This is a genomic window from Sphingomonas sp. CFBP 8765, from assembly GCF_014841445.1.
In the GTDB taxonomy this organism is placed as follows: domain Bacteria; phylum Pseudomonadota; class Alphaproteobacteria; order Sphingomonadales; family Sphingomonadaceae; genus Sphingomonas; species Sphingomonas aerolata.
In genome coordinates this window covers 775,934-797,927 of the sequence record NZ_JACYTY010000002.1, presented here as the reverse complement: position 1 = coordinate 797,927, position 21,994 = coordinate 775,934, and the positions used below count along the sequence as shown (strand labels likewise).

Genomic DNA, 21,994 nt, shown 5'->3' with positions numbered 1-21,994 from the left:
CGACTAGAGGATCCGGTCGACCGTGTGGATCACCAGGCCGACGAGCCCGCCCACGATCGTGCCATTGACGCGGATGTATTGCAGGTCGCGACCGACCGCATTCTCCAGCCGGCTGGTGATCGTATCGGCATCCCAGCCGCGCACCGTCTCCGACACGAGCCGGACGATCCCGTCGCCATAATCCGCCGCGATGCTGACGACCGCGCGGCGGACGAACCGGTTGATCGTATGCGACAGCCGCGGATCGTGGAGCAGCGTCTCGCCGAGCTGGCGCAGCACGTCGCCCAGCTTGCCCGCCATCGCGCGCTCGGGATCGCGCGCGATCGCCAGCAGCGCGCCGCGCGCCTGCTCCCACAGACCGTCGAGCCAGCGCTGCATCGCGGGGTTGTCGAGCAGGTCGTTCTTCATCGCCTCGACCCGCTCGCGCATGCGGCGGTCATATTGCAGGTCCCAGGCCAGCCGGTCGAGCGCCTCCTCTGCCTTTAGCCGCAACGGGTGCTGGGGATCCTCCGCCATCTCGGCGAGCAGGCGGTCGAACCCGTTGATCAGCTTGTCCGCGACCGTGGTGTCGAGCCCCGTCCAGCGCAGGATCGAACCCGACTTCTCATGCACCATTGCGCGGACGAGATGGTCGTTCGCGGCGAGCGTGACCGATGCCCAGCGGATTGCCGCCTCGAGCAGCGGGGCATGACGACGTTCGGCGATCGCGGCCTTGAGCAGCTGGCCGAGGATCGGCGATATCTCGGTCTGGCGCAGCCTTGCGCGGATGCCGGCCTTCACCATGCCGCCGAGCCGCGCGGGGTCGAGGCCTTCGAGAATCTGCGCGACCAGCTTCGACGCGCCCGACCGGAACCGTCCCCCTGCCCCTTCGGGCGGATCGGTCAGCCAGTGTGCGATCGCGCCCGCGACGTCGAGCCGCCGCATCCGGCGCGAGATGACCGAAGGCAGCAGGAAATTGTCGCGCAGGAATATCGCCAGCGTATCGCCGATCCGGTCCTTGTTCCGCGGGATGATCGCGGTGTGCGGGATCGGCAGCCCGAGCGGATGGCGGAACAGCGCGGTGACCGCAAACCAGTCCGCCAGTCCGCCGACCATCGCCGCCTCGGCAAAGGCCCGGACGAAGCCGATCGCGGGGTGCCGGTCGACCAGCGCGCGGCTGACCAGGAACACGACCGCCATCAGCACCAACAACCCGGTCGCGACGATCCGCATGCGAATGAGAGCCGGGTTGGTCGCTTCCTTGGCCAGGCGCACGCGGGAATTCGATGTCATGCCCAAAACAATCCCCGAGCGCAGGGATAGTTCACCCGTGAGGTGTCACGCCGGCGATCATTCCGCCGGCTGTGTCCCGCCATCGCCATCGCGAAAGCCGATCTTGGGCGATGCCGGCCCGAGCGCCGGCGCGTTGGGGCCGGCGATCCCGACCACTTCCGCGCCGTCGTCGCCGGGCCGGAAGGTGAGCAGGCGACGACCCAATCGTGGCCCTGCCCAGCGCTCGATCCCGACCGCGATGCTGAACGTCGCCGGCACGATCAGCAGCGTCAGCACGGTCGACATCACCAGACCGCCGATCACGGTGATGCCCATCGGCGCGCGGAACGATCCGTCGCCGCCGATCGACAACGCGGTCGGCACCATGCCCGCGACCATCGCGACCGTGGTCATGACGATCGGCTGCGCGCGCTTGTGCCCGGCATCGACGATCGCAGTCCAGATATCGACGCCCTTGCCCATCTCCTCGAGCGCAAAGTCGATCAGCAGGATCGAGTTCTTCGCGACGATCCCGAGCAGCATCAGCAGCCCGATATAGACCGGCATCGAGATCGGATGACCCGTCACCCACAAGGCGAGCAGCCCGCCGAGCGGCGCGAGGATCAGCGAGCCCATGTTGACGAACGGCGGCAACAGACGGCGATAGAGCAGCACGAGCACCGCGAAGACGAGCAGCACGCCCGCCACCACCGCGACGATGAAGTTGCTGATCATCTCGGCCTGCCACTTGGCCTGGCCAAGGACGAGTTCGCTCACCCCGATCGGCAGCGCGTTCATCGTCGGCAGCGCATGGATCTGCTTCTGCGCATCGCCGCTGATCACGCCGGGCGCGAGATCCGCTCCGATCGACAGCTGGCGCTGCTGGTTGACGCGGTCGATCTTGGTCGGCCCCGAGCCCAGCCCGATATCGGCGACGAGGCTGAGCGGCACCGATCCGCCCGTCGCGGTGGCGACCGGCAGGTTCTGGATCGTCGCGAGGCTCGTCCGCGCATTCTGGTCAAGCGCGACGCGGATCGGGATCTGGCGATCGCTGAGCGAGAAGCGTGCGCTGTTCTGGTCGATATCGCCCAGCGTCGCGATGCGGATCGCACTCGACAGGCCCTGCGTCGTCACGCCGAGATTGGCGGCGAGGTCGAGCCGCGGGCGGATGACGATTTCAGGCCGCTGCAGATTGCCAGCGACGCGCGGTGCGACGAGCGAGGGCAGTTTCGCCATCTCGGTCACGATCTTCTGCGCGGTCGCGTCGAGCTTGACCGGGTCGTCGCCGCCCAGCGTGATCGTCACGTCGCGATTGCTGCCGCCCCAGCCGAACTGCGACCGGAACGACACACGCGCATCGGGGATCGCCGCGAGCTGCGGCGCGAGGCTCCGCTCGAATGCGGTGCTCTTCATCGAGCGATCGTCCTTGAGCGTCGCCGTGACCCGGCCATTGCCGACCGCGGTGCGCGCATAGACCGATGCGACATCGGGTTGCGCCTGGAGGATGCTCGCGACCCGGGTCACGACCGCCTGGGTCTGCGCCAGCGTCGTGCCGGGGACCATGTCGATCGTCGCGGTGCTGGTATCGCTGTCGCGCGGCGGCTGGAAGGTCGAGGGCAGGACGAAGAACATCGCGATCGTGATCGCGGTCGCGGCCGCACCGGCGACGACCGGCAGCCAGCGGTGCCGCAGCGTGAAGCGCAGCGACGCCATGTACCAGTCCATCAGCTTGCCCTCGCCGTGGCTGGCGGTGCCGTGGGCCTTCAGGAAATAGGCCGCGATCATCGGCGTGATCAGACGCGCGACCGCGAGGCTCATCAGCACCGAGGCGACCACGGTCAGACCGAAATTCTTGAAGAACTGGCCCGAGATACCCGGCATCAGCCCGACCGGCAGGAAGACCGCGACGATCGACATCGTCGTCGCCAGCACTGCCAGCCCGATCTCGTCGGCGGCGTCGATCGACGCCTGATAGGCGGATTTGCCCATCCGCATGTGCCGGACGATGTTCTCGATCTCGACGATCGCGTCATCGACCAGCACGCCCGCGACGAGGCTGAGTGCGAGCAGCGTCATCTGGTTCAGCGTGAAGCCGAGCAGGTCCATGAACCAGAAGGCGGGAATCGCCGACAGCGGAATCGCGAGTGCGGAAATGATCGTCGCGCGCCAGTCGCGCAGGAACAGGAACACCACGATCACCGCGAGCACCGCGCCCTCGATCATCGCGTCGATCGCGCTGTGATATTGCTCCTCGGTATATTTCACGCTGTTCGAGCGCAGCACGAAATGCACCGCCGGGTTGCGCTTCTCCAGCGCCTCGAGCTTCTTCACCGCATCGTTGAACACGGTGACGTCGGACGCGCCCTTGGCGCGCTGGAAGTCGAAGCTGATGACCTGGCGACCGTTGATCGCCGCCGCCGTCCGCTGCTCGGCATAGAGATCGCGGACCTGCGCGATGTCCGCCAGCCGCACGGTCCGCCCGCCGACCGAGATCTGCGTCTGGCCAAGGTCATAAGCGTTCTTGGCATTTCCGAGCACACGGACCGACTGTTCGGATCCGGCGATCTCCGCGCGGCCGCCCGCCGCGTTCAGATTGACCTGACGCAACTGCGCGTTGACCTGGCTCGCGGTCAGCCCCTGGCTCTGCAGCTTGACGGGATCGAGGATCACGCGAATCTCGCGGCTCACCCCGCCATTGCGGTTGACCGCGGCAAGCCCCGATACCGACAGCAGCTCCTTCGCCACGGTATTGTCGATGTACCAGCTGAGCTGTTCGACCGTCATGTCGCTGGCGATCGCGGAATAGCTCGCGATATCCTCGTCGGTGGTGTTGGCGCGGAACACCTGCGGCTCGAGGATCCCCTCGGGCAGGTCGCCGCGGATCTGCGCGATCGCGTCGCGAACGTCGTTGACCGCGCGGTCGATCGGCGTGCCGATATTGAGCTGGATGACCGTCTGCGACGTGCCTTCGGTGACCGTCGAGCTGATCTGGTCGATGCCCTGCAGCGTCCGCACCGCCGCCTCGACCCGCTGCGTGACCTGGGTTTCCAGTTCGGTGGGCGCCGCGCCCGGCTGGCTGATGACGACGATCGCGATCGGGAAGTCGATATCCGGATCGTTGTTCACGTCCATCCGCATGAAGCTGACGATTCCCGCCAGCGTCAGTGCGAGGAACAGCACGATTGGCGGTACCGGGTTGCGGATCGCCCAAGCCGAGATGTTGCGGAAACCCATGGTGCGTCAGCCCCGTTTGATACTGGTGGGTGTCGTCGTCGCGCTGGTCGTCGCCTTGGTCACGGGCTTGACCTTCTGCCCCGGTGCGAGGAACCCGCCGGCCGACTGGACGACGCGTTCGTTGCCCTGCAGCCCGCCCGCGATCGTCACCGCACTGTCGGAAACCTGACCGATCTTCACGTCGCGGCGCACCACCTTGTCGTCGGGACCGACAACATACACGAAACTGCCCTTGTCGTCGCTCTGCAACGCCGAGTCGGGAAGCTGCGGTGCGACCGTCGCGCCACCGACGATCGACGCCGCGGCGAACCCGCCCGGGCGCAGCGCGGGATCATAGGCGAGCGCGATTCGCGCGACGCCCTGGCGCGTCTGCGGGTCGATCACCGGCGACACCTGCCAGACCTCGCCCTTATACCCCTTGGCCGAACCGACCGGCGTCACCGTCGCCCGCGCGCCGACCGGAAGGCCGAGCAGATCGCTTTCGGCCAGCGCCGCGCGCATTTCCATCTGTCCGCCCATCGCCATGCGGAACAGCACGCCGGTTCCCGAGCTGACGATCTGCCCGGGCTCGACGCCGCGGGTCAGCACGAGGCCGGCGGCCGGTGCACGGATGTCGAGTCGCCCGTTGCGCGCGCGGGCCTCGCCGAGCGACGCCTGCGCCACCTTCACGCGCGCCGCCGCCGCATCGCGCGTCGCCGCCTTGCGCTGGAGATCCGCCTTCGAGATGAACCCGCGATCGACCAGCTGCTGCGCACGGTCGAGCTCCGCCTGCGCGATCGTCTCGTCCGACCGCGCCACCGATACGGATGCCGACAGCGATGCCGCGGTCTCGGTCTGGACCGAGCGGTCGACCGTCGCGAGCACCTGCCCCGCCGCGACCCACTGGCCCGGCTCGACCAGCACGCGCGTGATCATGCCGCCCTCGCCCGCGACGCCGACGGGCATCTCGCGCCGCGCGGCCAGCGTACCGGTCGCGGCGATCACGCGGTCGACGGTCTGGCGCCCGGGCACGATGACGGTGACGCTCGGAATCTGCTCGGTCGGCGCGCCGGGCGCCGCCGCATCCTTCTTGCCCGATCCGAACGCGAACCAGGCGATGGCGAGCGCCGCGAGGATGACGACCACCGCGATGATGATGTTGCGACGGGTATGCGACGGCGGCGTCTGATCCGTCAGCACCTGCTGCGGCTCGCCGCCGATCGTCCTGGCTTCGTAGTTCATGCGCGCGCTATCCCCGTCCCGACCCGAATCCGCCGGACCACTCGCCAGCTGTATTATATAAATAGATCACCGTGCTCAAGCCCCCCGGCACGCCGCGCAGCCAAATGTCAGACATGACCAGGATCGCACCTGTCTGCAAGCTGCACGCGACGTTCAGCCTGCGTTGACCCGGCTTCGATCAATCGCGAAAGCAGGCTGACTTACAGGGAGACACGATATGACCAGGTTCACCATGATCGCGACGCTGGCGGCGGTTCCGCTTGCCGCCGCGATCCCCGCCGCCGCTTCGGCACAGGCGCAGGCGTCGACGGTCGAACCGATGGTCCCCGCGACCGGGACCGTGCTCGACGTCAGCGCCGAGGGCCGCACCACGCGCGTGCCCGATGTCGCGACGATCCGTGCGGGTGTCGTCTCGCAGGCGACGACCGCCGCGGCCGCGCTGGCGGACAATGCGCAGCGGATGAACCGCGTCCTCGCGGCATTGAAGAAGGCCGGGGTCGCGCCGCGCGACATCGCCACCGCGACGGTCGGGCTCGCGCCGCAATATCGCTATGCCGACAACCAGCCGCCGGCGGTCACCGGCTATCAGGCGACCAACAGCGTTTCGATCCGCTTCCGCGACGTGGCGAAGTCGGGCGCGATCCTCGATGCGCTGGTCGCCGAAGGCGCGAACCAGATCGACGGGCCCAATCTGTCGATCGACCAGCCCGATGCGGCACTGGACGAGGCGCGGGCCGATGCGGTCAAGCGCGCGCGTGCCCGCGCCGAGATCTATGCGCGGTCGGCCGGCATGCGCGTCTCGCGAATCGTCTCGATCACCGAGAATGGCGAGAATGGCGGCAACCCGAACCCGCCGGTCTTCATGGCGCGCGCCTCGATGGCCAAGGACAGTACGCAGATCGTCGCGGGCGAGAAGGACGTCACCGTTTCGGTCTCGGTCCGCTTCCTGCTGAACTGAGCGCACGGAAAAAGGGCCGCCCGGTCGCCCGGACGGCCCTTTTTTCAACGCTGTGTAGCGACCGCTCTTAGCGGACGCTGCCGCGGCGCACGAGGTTGACGATCGCCAGCAGCACGATCGCGCCAAGCAGCGACACGATGAAGGAGGTCAGCGTCAGCGGTGCGCTGTTGATCGAGCCACCCGACAGGATCAGGCCGCCGATGAAGGCGCCGACGATGCCGACGATGATGTTCAGGAAGATGCCCTGCTGCGCGTCGGTGCGCATGATCATGCTGGCAATCCAGCCAATGACACCGCCGATGATCAGCCAAAGAATGATACCCATTTTACTTTCCCTCCGTTGTTCCCGTAGCCGGGCGATGGCGGAAAGACGTGCGAGCACGGACGTTTGTTCCGCCCGCGTTTTGATTATGTAGGCTGATTCGGGTCAGTATTTTTGCTGCCTTTCGTACAGCGACTTATAGTGCTGGATCCGCGTCACGCGCAGGCCCGGCATCCCCGACCGGTCGATCGCGCGCTGCCATCCGGCAAATTCCTCGACCGTCAGTCCATAGCGGTCGCAGACCTCGTCGACCGACAACAGACCGCCATTGACCGCGGCGACGACCTCGGCCTTGCGGCGTACGACCCACCGCGTCGTGCTGGGCGGCGGCAGCGAATCCAGCGTCAATTGCTCGCCAAGCGGTCCGATGACCTTGGCAGGGCGGAACTTCTGGTTCTCGATCATTTACAACCTCTGATCGGGGCGGGGGCCCCCTCTCGATACGTGGCTACGACCCGTAGCCAAGGGAGTTGAAGAATGGCTGAAACGCCGCGGTAAACGCCGCGGTCATTCCTGTTTCCATCGCGTCAAGGCATCCGCCATTGGCCCGTTGAACGCCCCGTGGACGGGGGCGAACAGCTTGGGATCGATCGCACCCCGCGAAAACCCGGCCTGAACCGCCGCGGTCGGGCTCGCCGCCTGACGCGCGGCGATCCCGACGATCAACACCGCCAGGTCACCGGGCAGAACGGTCAGCTCGGCCTCTCGATCGAAACGGGGGAAGCTCAGATCCAACGCGACACTCGCAAAACACCAACTAGAGGTTCCGTCTAAACGCCGGGGAATGAAAACGAGGTAAAGTTCGGGACAAAGAGTTGTCGCGCCTGTCGCTTTTTTTGCAACGCCTCGTCGCAGAGACTATGGTGTACCGATGGAACAGGCGGATTTTCAGCTCGGCGGCGCGACACCAGGGTCGGGGTCGCTGGCCGGTCGACGGATCGTCGTCGCGATGTCGGGCGGGGTCGACAGCTCGGTCGTCGCGGCGCTCGCGCATGCGACCGGCGCGGAGACGATCGGCGTGACGTTGCAGCTCTACGACCACGGCGAGGCGGTCGGCCGCGCGGGCTCGTGCTGCGCGGGCCGCGACATTCGCGACGCGCGCGCGGTCTGCGACCGGCTGGGCATCGCGCATTACGTCTTCGATCATGAATCGAGCTTTCGCGAACAGGTCGTCGACACCTTTGCCGACGCTTATCTCGCGGGGCGCACGCCGATTCCGTGCGTCCAGTGCAACATGGGGCCCAAGTTCACGGATCTGCTGAAGCTCGCGCGCGATCTCGGCGCGGACTGCCTGGCGACCGGCCATTATGTCCGCCGCGTCGAGGGCGCGCACGGCGCCGAACTCCACCGCGGCGCGGATCCTGCCCGCGACCAGAGCTATTTCCTGTTCGCGACGACGCAGGCGCAGCTCGACTATCTGCGCTTCCCGCTCGGCGGCCTGCCCAAGCCGCGCGTGCGCGAGATCGCGGCCGAACTCGGCCTCGGCGTCGCGGCCAAGCCCGACAGCCAGGATATCTGCTTCGTCCCCGACGGCGATTACGCCGGACTGGTCAAGAAGCTGCGCCCGGAGGCGGATACCGCGGGCGATATCGTCGATATCGGCGGCATGAAGCTCGGCGAGCATCGCGGGCTGATCCACTTCACCGTCGGCCAGCGTCGCGGACTGGAGATCGGCGGCAGCCCCGAGCCGCTCTATGTCGTGCGCGTCGAACCCGACACGCGGCGCGTCGTGGTCGGTCCGCGCCGTGCGCTCGCGGTTTCGGCGGCGCAGCTGAGCGACATCAACTGGCTCGGCGACGATTTCACCGGGCCGCTCACCGCCAAGGTGCGCTCGATGGCCAAGCCCGTCCCGGCCCGCCTGATCGGCGACCGCGTCGTGTTCGACTCACCCGAATATGGTGTAGCCCCGGGGCAGGCGACCGTCCTCTATGCCGGCGACCGCGTGCTCGGCGGCGGCTGGATCGCGTCGACCGAGGCGGCACTCGCCGCCGCCTGACGCGTTGGGCGTGGCATGGATATCGACGACCTGCGCCGCCAGATGGAAGCCGCCGCCGCGGCGATGGACTTCGAGAGCGCGGGGCGGCTGCGCGACCAGATCAGCCTGCTCCGCGGCGGCGGCACCGTCGCCGACACCGCGGGACTCACCCGCCAGCAACCTGGCGCGATGGGTCTGGGCACCAGCCAGCAACGTCTGACCCCGCCGCCCGGCTGGGTGAAACCCAAGAAGCCTGACCCGATGACCAAGGGCCGCAAGCGCTAGCCGCCACGCCGCTCCTCTTCCGTCATCCTGACGAAAGTCAGGATCCAGGGTAACGAAGCAAGACGATCCTGGCTCTGGATCCTGACTTTCGTCAGGATGACGTAGAGTTAGACCGTGATCACGGCAGCAGGAACGTGCCCTCGATCACCGTCACGCACGCACCGCCAAGCACCACCCGGTCGCCCTCGAGCCGGCACGTCAGCCGCCCCCCGCGCGCGCTTGCCTGGAACGCGGTGAAACTGTCGCCCAGCGTCTGCGCCCAGTACGGCACCATCACCGCATGCGCCGACCCCGTCACCGGATCCTCGTCGATAGCATAATAAGGCGTGAAGACGCGGCTGACGATCGCGGTCGCCGCCCCCTTCGCCGCGACGATCGCGACGATCGGAAACTTCGCCAGCGCGACGAAATCGGGTTTCAGGTTGCGGACGATCGCCTCGTCCTCGACGATCACCAGCGCATAGCCCTTGTCGTGCCACAGCGTCTCGACCGGCGAATCGATCGTCAGTGCCGCGACGATCTCCGGCATCGCCTTCGGCGCGGGCGCCCAGGCTGGCAGCTCGAGCGTGTATCCGCCATCCGCGCAGGCGACCTCGAGGATCCCGGCCTGCCGCGTCGCGAACCGGACGCGGTCACGGGCAGTATCCGACGACAGCACGAAATGCCCGCTTGCCAGCGTCGCATGACCGCACAACGCGACCTCCGCGCCCGGCGTGAACCAGCGCAGGTCGAAATCGACGCCCTCTTCGGCGGAGGGGACGATGAACGCGGTCTCGCTCAGGTTGTTCTCCTGCGCAATATCCAGCAGCACCGCATCGTCGAGCCACGCGGACAACGGCATCACCGCCGCCGGATTGCCCGCAAAGGCCGTGTCGGCGAACGCATCGATCTGCGCGAACGGTATTCTCATGCTGCTGCCCCTCTGCCCGTTGTCGATCGCCGCAGGTTAAACCCGCTTGCCAAACCAATGCGGCGTCACGTCCGCCTCGACCAGCGGATTGTCGGTATCGACATGCCCTTCGGGATCGAGGTGGATCAGCACCTCGACCTTGGGAAAGGCGGTGCGAAGGTTGCGTTCGACCGCCTCGACGATGTCGTGCGCATGCGCGACGGTCAGGTCGCGCGCGACCTCCATGTGGAACTGCGCGAAATCATGGCTGCCCGACCGGCGAGTGCGGAAGTCATGGATGCCGCGGATGCCGGGTTGGCGCGCGGCGACGTCGAGGAATTGCGCGCGCAGGTCCTCGGGCCATTCCTTGTCCATCAACTGGTCGATCGCGTTCGACGATGCCGAGAAGGCACCCCAGGCGAGCCACAAGGCGATGACGATGCCGAAGATCGGATCCGCCCCGCTCCACCCCAGATACTGGTCGAGCACCAATGCGACGATCACCGACCCGTTGAGCAGCACGTCCGACTGGTAATGGACATTGTCTGCCAGGATCGCGACCGATCCGGTCTGGCGGATGATCCGGCGCTGATAGGCGAGCAGGAACACCGTCGCGACGATCGCGACGACCGACACGCCGATGCCGAAATCGGCGCCCGTGGTCGGCTGCGGATCGTTGAATGCGAGGATCGCGCGCCAGGCGATGCCCGCCGCCGACGCGGTGATCAGCATCACCTGGAACAGCGCGGCGAGCGCCTCTGCCTTGCCGTGGCCGAAACGGTGGTCGTGATCGGCAGGCGTCGCCGCCAGCCGCACGCCGTACAGCGTGACGAGGCTCGCGAGCAGGTCGAGCGCGGTGTCGGCGAGCGAGCCGAGCATCGCGACCGATCCGGTCGTCCACGCCGCAAAGCCCTTCAGCAGCAGCAGGAAACACGCCATCGCGACGCTGGCGAGCGCCGCGCGCGTCGCCAGCGGGATAACCCTGCGGCGTTCGTCCTGGGTCATGGGAACAGCAATCCTTCGGTCCAGCCTTCACCGTCGCGCAAGAACAGTCGCCGCTCATGTAGGCGGTGTTCGCGGTCCTGCCACAGCTCGATGCGATCGGGCGCGATCCGGTACCCGCCCCAGTGCGGCGGGCGCGGCACGTCGCCACCCTCGAACCGCGCCTGCGCCTCGGCAAAACGGCGTTCGAACGTGTCGCGCGTGTCGAGCGGGCGCGATTGCTCCGACGCCCATGCCCCGAGTTGCGAATCACGGCCGCGCGTCGCGAAATAGGCGTCCGATTCCGCATCGCTCACAAGGCTGACGCGCCCCTCGATCCGGACCTGCCGGCGCAGCGACTTCCAGTGGAAGAGCAACGCCGCATGCGCGTTCGCGGTCAGCTCGCCCGCCTTGCGGCTCTCGCGGTTGGTGTAGATGACGAAACCATCGGGGCCATGCCCTTTCAGCAGCACCATCCGCACCGACGGACGTCCCTGCGCATCCGCAGTGGCGAGGGCTACAGCGTTGGAGTCGTTGATTTCTGTTTGCCTGGCCTCGGCGTACCAGGCCTCGAACAGCGTGATCGGGTTATCGGACATGGCAGCGCCATAGCGAAACTTGGCGGGCCGCGAAACAGCGCACGGCACGGCGCTCACGGAACGACTCGCCACGCCGACGATTGAATCGGTTTCGCAACGAAGGAAACCGCACCGTGGCAGCGCGCGCCTATTGGCAGGGACAGATCCGGCTCGCGCTGGTCTCGATCCCGGTCGAGATCTACTCCGCCACCAAATCGGGTGCGGCCGTCTCGTTCAAGCAGATCCACGAACCCTCGGGCCAGCCGATCCATTACGACAAGGTCGTCACCGGCGTCGGCCCGGTCGACGCCGACGAGATCATGAAGGGCTATGAGGTCGAAAAGGGCGAATATGTCCTGCTGAACCAGGACGAGATCGACGCGGTGAAGCTCGAATCGAAGAAGACGCTCGAACTCACCCAGTTCGTCGATGCGAGCGAGATCGACGTGCTCTATTACGAGAAGCCCTATTTCGTCGTCCCTGCGGACGATCTGGCGGAGGAGGCGTTCATCGTCCTGCGTGAGGCGCTGCGCCGTACGAAAAAGGTCGGGCTCGGCCAGCTGGCGATGCGCGGCCGCGAATATGTCGTCAGCCTCAAGCCGTGCGGGCGCGGCTTGGTGCTCGAGACGCTGCGCTACGCGGACGAGGTGCACAAGGCGCAGGGCTATTTCCGCGACATCCCCGACGACAAGCCCTCCGAGGAGCTGCTCGAACTCGCCGAGGCGCTGATCGAGAAGCGCAGCGGCGACTTCCACCCGCAGGACTTCCATGATCGGTATGTCGACGCGCTGAAGGACCTGATCGAACGCAAGCGCAAGGCGAACGGCAAGACCATCATCGACGACAAGGACAGCGGCGAGAGCAAGGGGTCTAACGTCGTCGACCTGATGGCGGCGCTGAAGAAGTCGATGGAGAAATCGGGCGGCACGGCCGCGGCTGCGAAGAAGGCGCCCGCCAAGAAAGCTCCGGCCAAAACCGCGACGAAGTCTGCGACCAAGACCCCGGCCAAGAAACGTGCGTAACGCCCCCTGTTGTGTCCCCGCGCGGGCGGGGACCCAGCCTGGGCTCCCGCGTTCGCGGGAGACCGATGGTGGCTGACACCCCCGACCCCCTCGCGCGGTACAACGCCAAGCGGGACTTCGCGAAGACCGCCGAACCGGCCGGCACGCTGACCCCCGGCAACGGCAACAGCTTCATGGTTCAGAAGCACGACGCCACCCGCCTCCACTGGGACCTGCGCCTGGAAATCGACGGCGTCCTCAAAAGCTGGGCGGTCACCCGCGGCCCCAGCCTCGACCCGGACGAAAAGCGCCTCGCGGTCCGCACCGAGGACCATCCGCTGAGCTACGCCACGTTCGAAGGCGCGATCCCCGCGGGCGAATATGGCGGCGGCACGGTGATGCTGTGGGACCGCGGCACCTGGGCACCGATCAAGGGCAAGTCGGCCAAGGACCTCGACAAGGGGCATCTCCATTTCGTCCTCGATGGCGAGCGGATGAAGGGCGAATGGCTGCTGATCCGCCTGAAACCCCGCGCGAAGGAAAAGCGCGAGAACTGGCTGCTCCGCAAGATCGACGACGCCGCGGCGGGCGGCACCGACACGCTGGTCGACGAAGCGCTGACGAGCATCTCGACCGGGCGCACGATGGCGGAGATCGCGGAAGGCAAGAAGCCGGCGCGCGCGAGCAAACCCGCCCCTCCCCCGTCATCTAGGCGGAAGCCGGGACCCAGAGCGAAAAGCGTCGCGGCCGATACTCCGGATTCTGGCCTTCGCCAGGATGACGGCGCGCTCCCCGAATTCCGCGACCCCCAGCTCTGCACGCTCGTCGACGCCGTTCCCACCGGCACCGCCTGGCTGCACGAGGTCAAATATGACGGCTACCGCGCGCTCGTCGCGGTCGCGAACGGCAAGGCCAAGGTCTTCACCCGCACCGGCCTCGACTGGACCGACAAGTTCGCTGGAATCGCCGCCGCCGCCGCGAAGCTCCCCGTAAAATCGGCACTGATCGACGGCGAGATCGTCGCCTTCAAGAACGGCCACCCCGATTTCTCGACGCTGAAGGACGCGATCTCCAACGGCGGCGACATGACGCTGTTCGCGTTCGACCTGCTCGCACTCGACGGCGAGGACCTGACCGGCCTGTCCAATCTCGACCGCAAGGCGAGGCTCGAACCGCTGATCCCGGCCGATGACGACCGCCTGCGCTATTCGGACCACGTCATCGGCGCGGGCGAGCAATTGTTCGAGACGATGTGCCGCGAGGGCCTCGAAGGCATCGTCTCGAAACGCGCCGACGCGCCCTATCAGGGCAAGCGGACCAAGGCGTGGCTCAAGGTCAAATGCACGCGGCGCCAGGAATTCGTGATCGTCGGCTGGCTCCCTTCCGACAAGAAGCGAGGCTTCAAGTCGCTGCTGCTCGGCGTCCGCGAGGGCAAGACCTATCGCTATGCAGGCAAGGTCGGCACCGGCTTCGACCAGGCGCTGATGGACGAGCTGCGCGGCAAGCTCGAGGCGCTCGACCGCAAGACGCCGACCGTCGAGGCCCCGAAAGCCGCGGTCCGCGGCGCGCACTGGGTGACGCCGAAGCTCGTCGCGGAGATCGCCTTTGCCGAAACCACCCCCGACGGCGTGCTGCGCCATTCGAGCTTCATCGGCCTGCGCGAGGACAAGGCGGCAAAGGACGTCGTTGCGGAGACCCCCGCCCCGCTCCCCGATGCCGCGCCTGAGGCCAAGATCAAGATCACCAACCGCGACCGCGTGATCTTCGACGAGTCCGACGTCACCAAGGGCGATCTCGCCGACTATTATGCTGCACTGTCGGGCCTCATCCTCCCCTTCGCGGGCAACCGCCCGATCAGCCTCGTCCGCTGCCCGCAAGGCCGGTCGCGCGCCTGCTTCTTCCAGAAACACGATGCCGGCAGCTTCGGCGACGCGGTCCATCAGGTGCCGATCCGGGAGAAGGATGGGTCGACCGAGGACTATCTCTATGTCGACGACGCCGACGGACTGGTCGCCTGCGTCCAGATGGGGACGATCGAGTTCCACGGCTGGGGATCCTCCAACGAGACGCTCGAAAAGCCCGACCGGCTCGTCTTCGATCTCGACCCCGACGAGGGCCTCGACTTCGACGATACGAAGAAGGCCGCAGAGTATCTGAAGACGCAGCTCGCCGAACTGGGGCTCGTCAGCTTCGCGATGCTGTCGGGCGGCAAGGGCGTCCATGTCGTCGTGCCGCTCACCCCCAGGGCGGAATGGCCCGCGGTCAAGGATTTCGCCGACCGTTTCGCGCGGGCGCTGGCAAGTGCCGAACCCGACCGGTTCGTGGCATCGATGGCCAAGGCCAAGCGCAAGGGCCGCATCTTCATCGACTGGCTGCGCAACCAGCGCGGCAGCACCGCGGTCATGCCCTATTCCGCCCGCGCCCGCGCCGGCGCGCCTGTCGCCGCCCCCGTATCATGGAGCGAATTGCGCGACATCGACACCGCCGTCCGCTGGGGCGTGCGCGACGCCGAAGACCTGATCGCACGCGCCGGGGCACGCGGGTTGAAGGGCTGGGGTGTGGCGGACCAGGTGTTGCCGGATTTCTGAACACGCGGCAGCCTCCCCTAACCCCCGCACTCCACCCCGCCGAAGGCCGGGGCCCAATTGGGGGACGCCCGTGATAAGGGGTAGCAAGCCGTTACCCCCCTCCACCCAATTGGGCCCCGGCCTCCGCCGGGGTGGAAGGCGTAGGCGAAACACGCCCCGCAGACACGCTTTTAGGTTGCACCGCGGCGGCGAAAGGTGAAACACCCCCCGCCACGCATCAAGGGCAGCAAGGCATGGAGATGGCGACGCAATCCACGCCCCCGACCGATACGGCGCAATCAAGCGCCTATGACGCGACACGCCATGCCGAGCGCTGGATCGCCGACTATTGCGTGCGCAGCACCGCTGCCGACATGCTCTGCCCCGCCGCCGACGGCAGCATCGACCCCGCCTGGACCGCGACCTTCGCCGAGCTCGCGATGGTCGCCTCGGACGATCTCGGCCATGTCCGCGAACGCGTCCAGCGTCACGCGGTCGACATCGGCACCGGCTTCCGCATCGCCGACGAACCCGACGAGCGTCCCTGGCCCGTCTCCCCCGTCCCGCTGCTGATCGAGGCGGACGCATGGGCGCGGATCGCGGCGGGCGTCGTCCAGCGTGCGACGTTGATGGAAACGGTGATCGCCGATCTGTACGGCGAGGGAAAGCTGGTCGCGGACGGCCATATCCCCGCCGCGCTCGTCACCGGCAGCCCGTTCTTCCTGCGGCCGATGGTGGGGCTCGATCCGCCGGGCGGCCGCCATCTCGATTTCATCGCGATCGATCTCGGCCGCGGACCGAGCGGCGAATGGCGCGTGCTCGCCGACCACCTGCGCGCGCCCGCGGGTGCGGGCTATGCGCTCGAGAACCGGCTCGCGGTCGGCCGCACGCTCGGCGGGTTGCAGGCGCGGTTGAACGTCCAGCGCCACGCGCCCTTTTTCGCCGCGTTCCGCGCCGGGCTGGCGGCGATGTGCAAGCGCACCGATCCCCGCATCGGGCTGCTCACCCCCGGCCGGTTCAACCCGAGCTATCCCGAACAGGCGCATCTCGCGCGCTATCTGGGGCTGCTGCTCGTCGAGGGCGCAGATCTCGCCGCGCTCGAGGACAAGCTCTATGTCCGCACGATCGGCGGGCTGAAGCGGATCGACGCGTTGTGGCGGCGGCTCGATCCGCGGCTGCTCGATCCGCTGGCGTTCGACACGCATTCACAGATCGGCGTGCCCGGCCTGATCGACGCCTATGCCGCGGGCAATGTCGTGCTGTCGAACGCGCCCGGCTCCGCGGTGCTTGAGGCCCCCGCCTTCTCCGCCTTTCTGCCGCAACTCGCACGCACGATGCTCGGCGAAGACCTGCTGCTGCCCAACATCGCGACCTGGTGGTGCGGGCAGGACGCGGCGCGCACCGCGGTCGAGGCCGATCTCGACCGGCTGCTGATCGCCCCCGCCTATCACACCCGCCCGCTCGGCTTGCCCAACGGCGCGACCGCGGGTGCCGACATCACCGGCGCCGACCGTGCCGCGCTGCTCGCCGACATGGCCCGCCGCCCGCAGGATTATGTCGGGCAGGAGATCGTTCGCCTGTCGACCATGCCCGTCGTCGTTGGCGACACGCTCGAGCCGCGCCCGTTCACGCTGCGCGTCTTTGCAGCACGCGGCGGCGACGGCGAATGGACCGTGCTGCCTGGCGGGTTCGCGCGGATCGGCGAGCATCCCGACGCGCGCGCCGCGGTGATGGGCGAGGGCATCTGGTCCGCCGATGTCTGCGTCTATGGGCCGGAGCCGGTCGCACCCGTCTCGCTGCTTACCGCGCCCGATTCGCTCCACGTCCGCCGCAATCCCGGCACGCTGCCCAGCCGCGTCGCGGACAATTTCTACTGGCTCGGCCGCTATCTCGAGCGCGGCGAGGCCTTGCTCGCGGCGATCCGCGTGATGCTCGGCAATTCGATCGACGCGGACGGCGGCGCCGTGCTGTCGTCGCAGACCGTCGGCAAGCTCGTCGGGCTGATCGTCGGCAGCGGTGCCGCACCGCATCCCCCCGCGCTGCGCCGTGCCGACCTGACCGCGTTCGCGCGCACCGCGATGGAGGACGAGGGCTGGCAGTCGGTCGCGACGATCAACCGCCATGCGCGTGCGATCGGCGAGGGATCGCGCGACCGGCTGTCCTCGGACATGGTCCGGCTGCTCGAGGCGCCCTTCCCCACGCATCGCGGGATGCTCGAACGCGCCGGTTCGCTCCAGCGCCGCTATGCCGCGATCGCCGGGCTGTCCGCCGAGCATATGGGACGCACCGCGGCGTGGCGGTTCCACGATCTCGGCCGCCGGATCGAGCGCGCGATGGCGATGGCACGCGCGATCCGGCTGTTCGGCATGCCCGGCGCCTCGCCCGACGACCTGTCGGTGCTGCTCGACCTCGCCGACAGCCAGATCACCTATCGCCAGCGCTATCCCACGGGAATCGCGCGCGTGCCGGTCATGGATCTCGTCGCGCTCGACCCCGGCAACCCGCGCAGCCTCGCCTTCTCCGCCGACCGCATCGCCGCGCGGCTCGCCGAGCTGCCGGTGCTCAGCGACGACGAGATGGCCGAACCGCAACAGGCCCAGGCGACCGCACTCATGGCGATCGTGATGACCGCGACCGCCGCCGAGCTGGACGCGGATACGCTGGGCGATGTCGAACGTCGGCTGGCGGGTGTGTCGGACGCGCTGGCGAGACGCTATTTCCTGCAGGGCGCAGAACCGCTCCGCACCAGCGAACTGACGCTCGCATGATCTACGACATCCGCCACGTCACCACCTTCGATTATGGCGCGAGCGTCAAGTTCGCGCGCTGCAATCTCCGGCTGAAGCCGATCGACTGGCCGGGCCAACGGCTCGACGCCTACACGCTCTCGGTCCACCCCGCGGGCCGGATCAGCCCCGCGCGGGCCGAGGCCGGGCTCGCCAACGTCACGCGGCTCGTGGTCGACAGCCCTGTCCGCCACCTGACGATCGAGAGCCGGTCGCGGATCACGGTCGACCGGCTCGTCCCCGTCCCCGCCGCCGGCGACCCGACGCTCGCCGAGATCGCGGCGCTGGCACGCGCCAGCACCGACCTCTCCGCGGCGAGCCCCGCCACCTATCTCTATCCCTCGCCGCTGATCCCGCTCGACCATGCGATCGCCGATTATTGCGCGGCCGATCTCGACCCCGCGCGTGGCGCGCTGGAGGCGGGGATCGCACTCGCCCGCCGGATTCAGCGCGAATTCGTATTCGATGCGGATGCGACGCTTGTTGACACCCCGCCGCATGAGGCGTTCCTCCACCGCAAGGGCGTGTGCCAGGATTTCGCGCAGATCATGATCACTGGCCTGCGCGCCGCCGGCCTGCCTGCCGCCTATGCGTCGGGCTATATCCGCACCATCCCGCCCGCAGGCCAGCCGCGGCTGGTCGGCGCGGATGCGACGCACGCCTGGGTCCTATTGTGGTGCGGGCCGGTACACGGCTGGGTCGGGATGGATCCGACCAACGGCATCTGGATGGCGAGCGACCATATCGTCATGGCGGTCGGCCGCGATTATGCCGAGATCGCGCCGGTCGACGGCGTGGTGCTGGGCTCGGGCGCACAGAGCATGGACGTCAGCGTCGACGTCGCTCCGCTCGACGAGGCACCGGTCCGGGTCGCCGGGTAACCTGCTCCACGGTCGTCATCCCCGCGGAGGCGGGGACCCATATACTCGTACGGTTGCGATAGTCTCGCAGGATTGCCGGTATGGGTTCCCGCCTTCGCGGGAATGACGAGACACGCGTCAGTCCTTCCCCTCATGCGGGTTCGGATAGGATCCGCCGCCACTCTCGCCGCCCTTGTCCTTGGCCGGCGCATCGTTCACCCCGTCCTTCTGCTTGGCACCGTCATCGCCCTCGGGCACGCCCTGCATCGGTTGCTTGTCAGCCATCATCGTCTCCTCTCGCCCGCCAAACGCACGGTACGGGAATTGCGTTGCGCCCGCGGCGGCCCCACATAGACGCGCAAGACAGAGTGGGGACCTAAGTGGCCGATCCGTACAAGACCCTGGGCGTTGCCCGCGACGCGAACGAAGCCGACATCAAGAAGGCGTATCGCAAGCTCGCCAAGGAGCTTCATCCCGATCGCAACAAAAACAATCCGAAGGCATCGGAGAAGTTCAGCCAGGTCACCAACGCGTACGACCTGCTGAACGACAAGGACAAGCGCGCGCGCTTCGATCGCGGCGAGATCGATGGCGACGGAAACCCCGCCGCGCCGTTCGGCTTCGGTGGCGGCGGTGGTGGGCGGCCCCAGCCCGGCGGTGGCTTTCGCAGCGAAGGTTATGAGAGCGGCGGCCCCGACATGAGCGACATCTTCGAGGGGCTGTTCGGCGGCGCCCAGCGCGGCGGTGGCGGCGGATTCGCGAGCGGCTTCGGCCGGCGCCCGCAGCCCAAGGGCGAAAACGTCGCCTATCGCCTGCAGGTCCCGTTCGTCGACGCGGCGACGCTCGAGCCCCAGCGTGTCACGCTCTCCGATGGCAAGACGCTCGATCTGAAACTGCCCGCAGGCGTCGAGAGTGGCACGCAGATGAAGCTCGCGGGCAAGGGCGAGCAGGGCCCGGGCGGCGCCGGCGATGCGATCCTGACGATCGACGTCCAGCCGCACCGCTTCTTCACGCGCGACGGCGATGACGTCCGCATCGACCTGCCGATCAGCCTCGCCGAGGCGGTGCTCGGCGGCTCGATCAAGGCGCCGACGGTCGAAAAGCCGGTCATGCTGACGATCCCGAAGGGCACGACCTCGGGCAAGACGCTGCGCCTCAAGGGCAAGGGCTTCCACAAGAAGACCGGTGGCCGCGGCGATCAGCTCGTCACGCTGATGATCGACATTCCGGCCGACAACAAGGCGCTTGCCGACTTCGTCGAGGGCTGGGCGAAGAGCAATACCGGGAACCCGCGGGGGGCCATGGGCGTCTGAACGCCTTGTGAACGACAGCAATCTTACGCCCGAGGCGCGCGCCCATGATCATGGCGGCACGCGCCGGCGCCTCAATCGCGGCATGGCGAAGGTCAAGCCGGGCAGCCATGCGTTCGAGGTCGTCAAGCGTGCCGCGGTCGGCGTGTTCAACGACGGCTTCATCCACGCGGGCAACCTCGCCTATCTCGCGCTGATGACGGTCTTTCCGTTCTTCATCGTGGCGGCTGCTATCCTGTCGCTGTTCGGGCAGAGCACCGAGACGATCCGTGCGGTCGAATCCTTCCTCCATGTTCTACCCCCCAACGTCGCCGACCTGTTGCGCAAACCGATCGCCGACGTGCTCGCCGCGCGCACCGGCTCGCTGCTGTGGCTCGGCGCGCTCGTCGGGCTGTGGACCGTCGGCAGCTTCGTCGAGACGATCCGCGACATCTTCCACCGCGCCTACGGGATCAAGGCGACCGCACCCTTCTGGAAATCGCGGCTCGGATCGTCCGCGGTGATCGTCGGCTCGGTGATCATGGCGCTGCTCTCCTTCCTGGTACAGGGCATCCTGACCGCGGCCGAACAGTTCATCTACCGCCTCGTCCCCTTCGCGCAGGACGCCGCGGGCTGGGTCGGCCTGTCGCGTCTAATCCCCGCGCTGCTGATGTTCGGCGCGCTGTACTTGCTGTTCTACTCGGTGACGCCGTCGCGCTATCGCTATTCGAAATGCCGCAAATGGCCCGGAGCGCTCTTCACCGCCGTCTGGTGGATCAGCGCGACCGCGTTGCTGCCGATCGTCCTGTCGAGCCTGGGTGGCTATGACCTGACCTATGGCAGCTTGGCGGGCGTCGTCATCATGCTGCTGTTCTTCTACGTCATCGGTCTGGGGCTGGTATTCGGGGCACATTTGAACGCGGCACTGGCGGAACCCCTCGAAACAGCGCTAGAGCAACCGGCTGACGAGGTAGAGGCGAAGGCGAGAACGGCGTGAACGGTTTGATGGCGGGCAAGCGTGGGTTGATCATGGGGCTGGCGAACGACAAGTCGCTGGCCTGGGGGATCGCCAAGAAGCTGTCCGAGGCCGGCGCGGAGCTCGCGTTCAGCTATCAGGGCGAGACGATGGAGAAGCGCGTCCGCCCGCTCGCCGAGCAACTGGGCGTCGCGCGGCTGTTCGACTGCGACGTCTCCGACATGGGTGCGCTCGACGCGACCTTTGCCAAGCTGGCAGAGGAATGGCCGACGATCGACTTCGTCGTCCATGCGATCGGCTTTTCGGACAAGAACGAGCTGCGCGGACGGTTCGTCGATACCAGCCTCGACAATTTCCTGATGACGATGAACATCAGCGTCTATTCGTTCGTCGCGGTCGCCCAGCGCGCGGCGAAGATGATGAACCCGGGCGGATCGATGCTGACGCTCAGCTATTACGGCGCCGAGAAGGTCATCCCGCATTACAACGTGATGGGCGTCGCCAAGGCCGCGCTCGAGACGAGCGTGCAGTATCTCGCGGTTGATCTTGGCCGCGACAATATCCGCGTCAACGCGATCTCGGCCGGCCCGATCAAGACGCTGGCCGCGAGTGGGATCGGCGACTTCCGCCTGATCCTGAAGTGGAACGAGCTGAACTCGCCGCTCAAGCGCAACGTGACGATCGACGATGTCGGCGGCGCCGGGCTGTACCTGCTCAGCGACCTCGCATCGGGCGTCACGGGCGAAACCCACCATGTCGACGCCGGCTACAACGTGATCGGCATGAAAGCCGAAGACGCCCCCGACATCGCGCTGGTGTAG

20 protein-coding genes are annotated in these 21,994 nt (G+C 67.5%); 10 read left to right on the top strand and 10 right to left on the bottom strand.

Going from position 1 to position 21,994, the window contains the following annotated elements; genetic code table 11:
* Positions 1–3 precede the first annotated feature (3 nt).
* Genes IFT87_RS08310 through IFT87_RS08300 form a run of 3 tightly spaced genes read right to left on the bottom strand, consistent with a single transcriptional unit; the run spans position 4 to position 5,706 of the window.
* On the bottom strand, positions 4–1,272 hold the full coding sequence (locus IFT87_RS08310) for a DUF445 domain-containing protein (protein WP_249403240.1): 1,269 nt from the start codon (positions 1,270–1,272) through the stop codon (positions 4–6).
* Between the two features lie 57 nt (positions 1,273–1,329).
* The gene (locus IFT87_RS08305) at positions 1,330–4,485 is read right to left on the bottom strand and encodes an efflux RND transporter permease subunit (RefSeq protein WP_031440559.1); all 3,156 of its coding nucleotides are present in this window, start codon (positions 4,483–4,485) and stop codon (positions 1,330–1,332) included.
* Positions 4,486–4,491: 6 nt separating this feature from the next.
* Entirely contained in the window at positions 4,492–5,706 is a 1,215-nt protein-coding gene (locus IFT87_RS08300; RefSeq protein ID WP_159512295.1) for an efflux RND transporter periplasmic adaptor subunit, read from the bottom strand.
* A 217-nt stretch (positions 5,707–5,923) separates the two neighbouring features.
* Here IFT87_RS08300 and IFT87_RS08295 point away from each other — a divergent pair, with 217 nt between their 5' ends.
* Entirely contained in the window at positions 5,924–6,664 is a 741-nt protein-coding gene (locus tag IFT87_RS08295) for an SIMPL domain-containing protein (protein ID WP_192008106.1), read from the top strand.
* 67 nt (positions 6,665–6,731) lie between these two features.
* Here the strand turns inward: IFT87_RS08295 and IFT87_RS08290 are convergent, their stop codons facing one another.
* The 3 genes from IFT87_RS08290 to IFT87_RS08280 all read right to left on the bottom strand — a co-directional run bounded on the left by IFT87_RS08290 (position 6,732) and on the right by IFT87_RS08280 (position 7,721).
* Complete coding sequence (locus IFT87_RS08290; protein WP_031393003.1) at positions 6,732–6,989, bottom strand: GlsB/YeaQ/YmgE family stress response membrane protein; 258 nt, start codon at positions 6,987–6,989, stop codon at positions 6,732–6,734.
* A gap of 102 nt (positions 6,990–7,091) precedes the next feature.
* Positions 7,092–7,391 (bottom strand): CtrA inhibitor SciP, encoded by a 300-nt coding sequence (gene sciP, locus IFT87_RS08285; RefSeq protein ID WP_031393004.1) that lies wholly within the window; start codon positions 7,389–7,391, stop codon positions 7,092–7,094.
* A 102-nt stretch (positions 7,392–7,493) separates the two neighbouring features.
* Positions 7,494–7,721 (bottom strand): hypothetical protein, encoded by a 228-nt coding sequence (locus IFT87_RS08280; protein ID WP_031393005.1) that lies wholly within the window; start codon positions 7,719–7,721, stop codon positions 7,494–7,496.
* 136 nt (positions 7,722–7,857) lie between these two features.
* On the opposite strand from IFT87_RS08280, the gene mnmA reads away from it, so the two are divergent.
* Positions 7,858–8,982, top strand: a complete 1,125-nt coding sequence (gene mnmA, locus IFT87_RS08275; protein ID WP_192008105.1) for a tRNA 2-thiouridine(34) synthase MnmA — start codon at positions 7,858–7,860, stop codon at positions 8,980–8,982.
* 15 nt (positions 8,983–8,997) lie between these two features.
* The gene (locus tag IFT87_RS08270; protein ID WP_031393116.1) at positions 8,998–9,246 is read left to right on the top strand and encodes a UvrB/UvrC motif-containing protein; all 249 of its coding nucleotides are present in this window, start codon (positions 8,998–9,000) and stop codon (positions 9,244–9,246) included.
* A gap of 118 nt (positions 9,247–9,364) precedes the next feature.
* Here IFT87_RS08270 and IFT87_RS08265 read toward each other — a convergent pair whose 3' ends face one another.
* From IFT87_RS08265 to pdxH, 3 genes are read right to left on the bottom strand one after another with little or no spacing between them, the layout of a single operon-like run.
* Positions 9,365–10,156, bottom strand: coding sequence for a PhzF family phenazine biosynthesis protein (locus tag IFT87_RS08265; protein WP_031393117.1), 792 nt, complete (start codon positions 10,154–10,156; stop codon positions 9,365–9,367).
* Between the two features lie 36 nt (positions 10,157–10,192).
* The gene (locus tag IFT87_RS08260) at positions 10,193–11,140 is read right to left on the bottom strand and encodes a cation diffusion facilitator family transporter (RefSeq protein WP_037529981.1); all 948 of its coding nucleotides are present in this window, start codon (positions 11,138–11,140) and stop codon (positions 10,193–10,195) included.
* Entirely contained in the window at positions 11,137–11,715 is a 579-nt protein-coding gene (gene pdxH / locus IFT87_RS08255; RefSeq protein WP_037529979.1) for a pyridoxamine 5'-phosphate oxidase, read from the bottom strand. The genes IFT87_RS08260 and pdxH overlap by 4 nt, the downstream gene beginning before the upstream one ends.
* 113 nt (positions 11,716–11,828) lie before the next feature.
* Here pdxH and ku point away from each other — a divergent pair, with 113 nt between their 5' ends.
* The 4 genes from ku to IFT87_RS08235 all read left to right on the top strand — a co-directional run bounded on the left by ku (position 11,829) and on the right by IFT87_RS08235 (position 18,929).
* The gene (gene ku / locus IFT87_RS08250) at positions 11,829–12,716 is read left to right on the top strand and encodes a non-homologous end joining protein Ku (RefSeq protein WP_192008103.1); all 888 of its coding nucleotides are present in this window, start codon (positions 11,829–11,831) and stop codon (positions 12,714–12,716) included.
* A 65-nt stretch (positions 12,717–12,781) separates the two neighbouring features.
* On the top strand, positions 12,782–15,283 hold the full coding sequence (gene ligD / locus IFT87_RS08245) for a DNA ligase D (RefSeq protein WP_192008102.1): 2,502 nt from the start codon (positions 12,782–12,784) through the stop codon (positions 15,281–15,283).
* A gap of 239 nt (positions 15,284–15,522) precedes the next feature.
* Positions 15,523–18,030 (top strand): circularly permuted type 2 ATP-grasp protein, encoded by a 2,508-nt coding sequence (locus IFT87_RS08240; RefSeq protein WP_192008100.1) that lies wholly within the window; start codon positions 15,523–15,525, stop codon positions 18,028–18,030.
* Positions 18,027–18,929 carry a transglutaminase family protein gene (locus IFT87_RS08235; protein WP_192008098.1) on the top strand — a complete coding sequence of 301 codons (903 nt, stop codon included), beginning with the start codon at positions 18,027–18,029 and terminating at the stop codon, positions 18,927–18,929. The genes IFT87_RS08240 and IFT87_RS08235 overlap by 4 nt, the downstream gene beginning before the upstream one ends.
* A gap of 117 nt (positions 18,930–19,046) precedes the next feature.
* Here IFT87_RS08235 and IFT87_RS08230 read toward each other — a convergent pair whose 3' ends face one another.
* Positions 19,047–19,193: a hypothetical protein gene (locus tag IFT87_RS08230; RefSeq protein ID WP_156360378.1), complete on the bottom strand. Its 147-nt coding sequence runs from the start codon at positions 19,191–19,193 to the stop codon at positions 19,047–19,049.
* A 95-nt stretch (positions 19,194–19,288) separates the two neighbouring features.
* Here IFT87_RS08230 and IFT87_RS08225 point away from each other — a divergent pair, with 95 nt between their 5' ends.
* Genes IFT87_RS08225 through fabI form a run of 3 tightly spaced genes read left to right on the top strand, consistent with a single transcriptional unit; the run spans position 19,289 to position 21,994 of the window.
* Positions 19,289–20,221: a DnaJ C-terminal domain-containing protein gene (locus tag IFT87_RS08225; protein ID WP_192008096.1), complete on the top strand. Its 933-nt coding sequence runs from the start codon at positions 19,289–19,291 to the stop codon at positions 20,219–20,221.
* A 7-nt stretch (positions 20,222–20,228) separates the two neighbouring features.
* The gene (locus IFT87_RS08220; RefSeq protein ID WP_192008094.1) at positions 20,229–21,194 is read left to right on the top strand and encodes a YhjD/YihY/BrkB family envelope integrity protein; all 966 of its coding nucleotides are present in this window, start codon (positions 20,229–20,231) and stop codon (positions 21,192–21,194) included.
* Positions 21,191–21,994, top strand: coding sequence for an enoyl-ACP reductase FabI (fabI, locus tag IFT87_RS08215; RefSeq protein ID WP_107930438.1), 804 nt, complete (start codon positions 21,191–21,193; stop codon positions 21,992–21,994). The genes IFT87_RS08220 and fabI overlap by 4 nt, the downstream gene beginning before the upstream one ends.

Excerpts from the sequence above, each read along its gene's own strand:
- IFT87_RS08240 (WP_192008100.1), top strand. The coding sequence starts at position 15,523 with ATGGCGACGCAATCCACGCCCCCGACCGATACGGCGCAATCAAGCGCC.
- mnmA (WP_192008105.1), top strand. The coding sequence starts at position 7,858 with ATGGAACAGGCGGATTTTCAGCTCGGCGGCGCGACACCAGGGTCGGGG.
- IFT87_RS08305 (WP_031440559.1), bottom strand. The coding sequence starts at position 4,485 with ATGGGTTTCCGCAACATCTCGGCTTGGGCGATCCGCAACCCGGTACCG.
- IFT87_RS08260 (WP_037529981.1), bottom strand. The coding sequence starts at position 11,140 with ATGACCCAGGACGAACGCCGCAGGGTTATCCCGCTGGCGACGCGCGCG.
- ligD (WP_192008102.1), top strand. The coding sequence starts at position 12,782 with ATGGTGGCTGACACCCCCGACCCCCTCGCGCGGTACAACGCCAAGCGG.
- IFT87_RS08295 (WP_192008106.1), top strand. The coding sequence starts at position 5,924 with ATGACCAGGTTCACCATGATCGCGACGCTGGCGGCGGTTCCGCTTGCC.
- IFT87_RS08230 (WP_156360378.1), bottom strand. The coding sequence starts at position 19,193 with ATGGCTGACAAGCAACCGATGCAGGGCGTGCCCGAGGGCGATGACGGT.
- IFT87_RS08300 (WP_159512295.1), bottom strand. The coding sequence starts at position 5,706 with ATGAACTACGAAGCCAGGACGATCGGCGGCGAGCCGCAGCAGGTGCTG.
- IFT87_RS08270 (WP_031393116.1), top strand. The coding sequence starts at position 8,998 with ATGGATATCGACGACCTGCGCCGCCAGATGGAAGCCGCCGCCGCGGCG.
- IFT87_RS08310 (WP_249403240.1), bottom strand. The coding sequence starts at position 1,272 with ATGACATCGAATTCCCGCGTGCGCCTGGCCAAGGAAGCGACCAACCCG.
- IFT87_RS08265 (WP_031393117.1), bottom strand. The coding sequence starts at position 10,156 with ATGAGAATACCGTTCGCGCAGATCGATGCGTTCGCCGACACGGCCTTT.
- IFT87_RS08290 (WP_031393003.1), bottom strand. The coding sequence starts at position 6,989 with ATGGGTATCATTCTTTGGCTGATCATCGGCGGTGTCATTGGCTGGATT.
- sciP (WP_031393004.1), bottom strand. The coding sequence starts at position 7,391 with ATGATCGAGAACCAGAAGTTCCGCCCTGCCAAGGTCATCGGACCGCTT.
- pdxH (WP_037529979.1), bottom strand. The coding sequence starts at position 11,715 with ATGTCCGATAACCCGATCACGCTGTTCGAGGCCTGGTACGCCGAGGCC.
- IFT87_RS08235 (WP_192008098.1), top strand. The coding sequence starts at position 18,027 with ATGATCTACGACATCCGCCACGTCACCACCTTCGATTATGGCGCGAGC.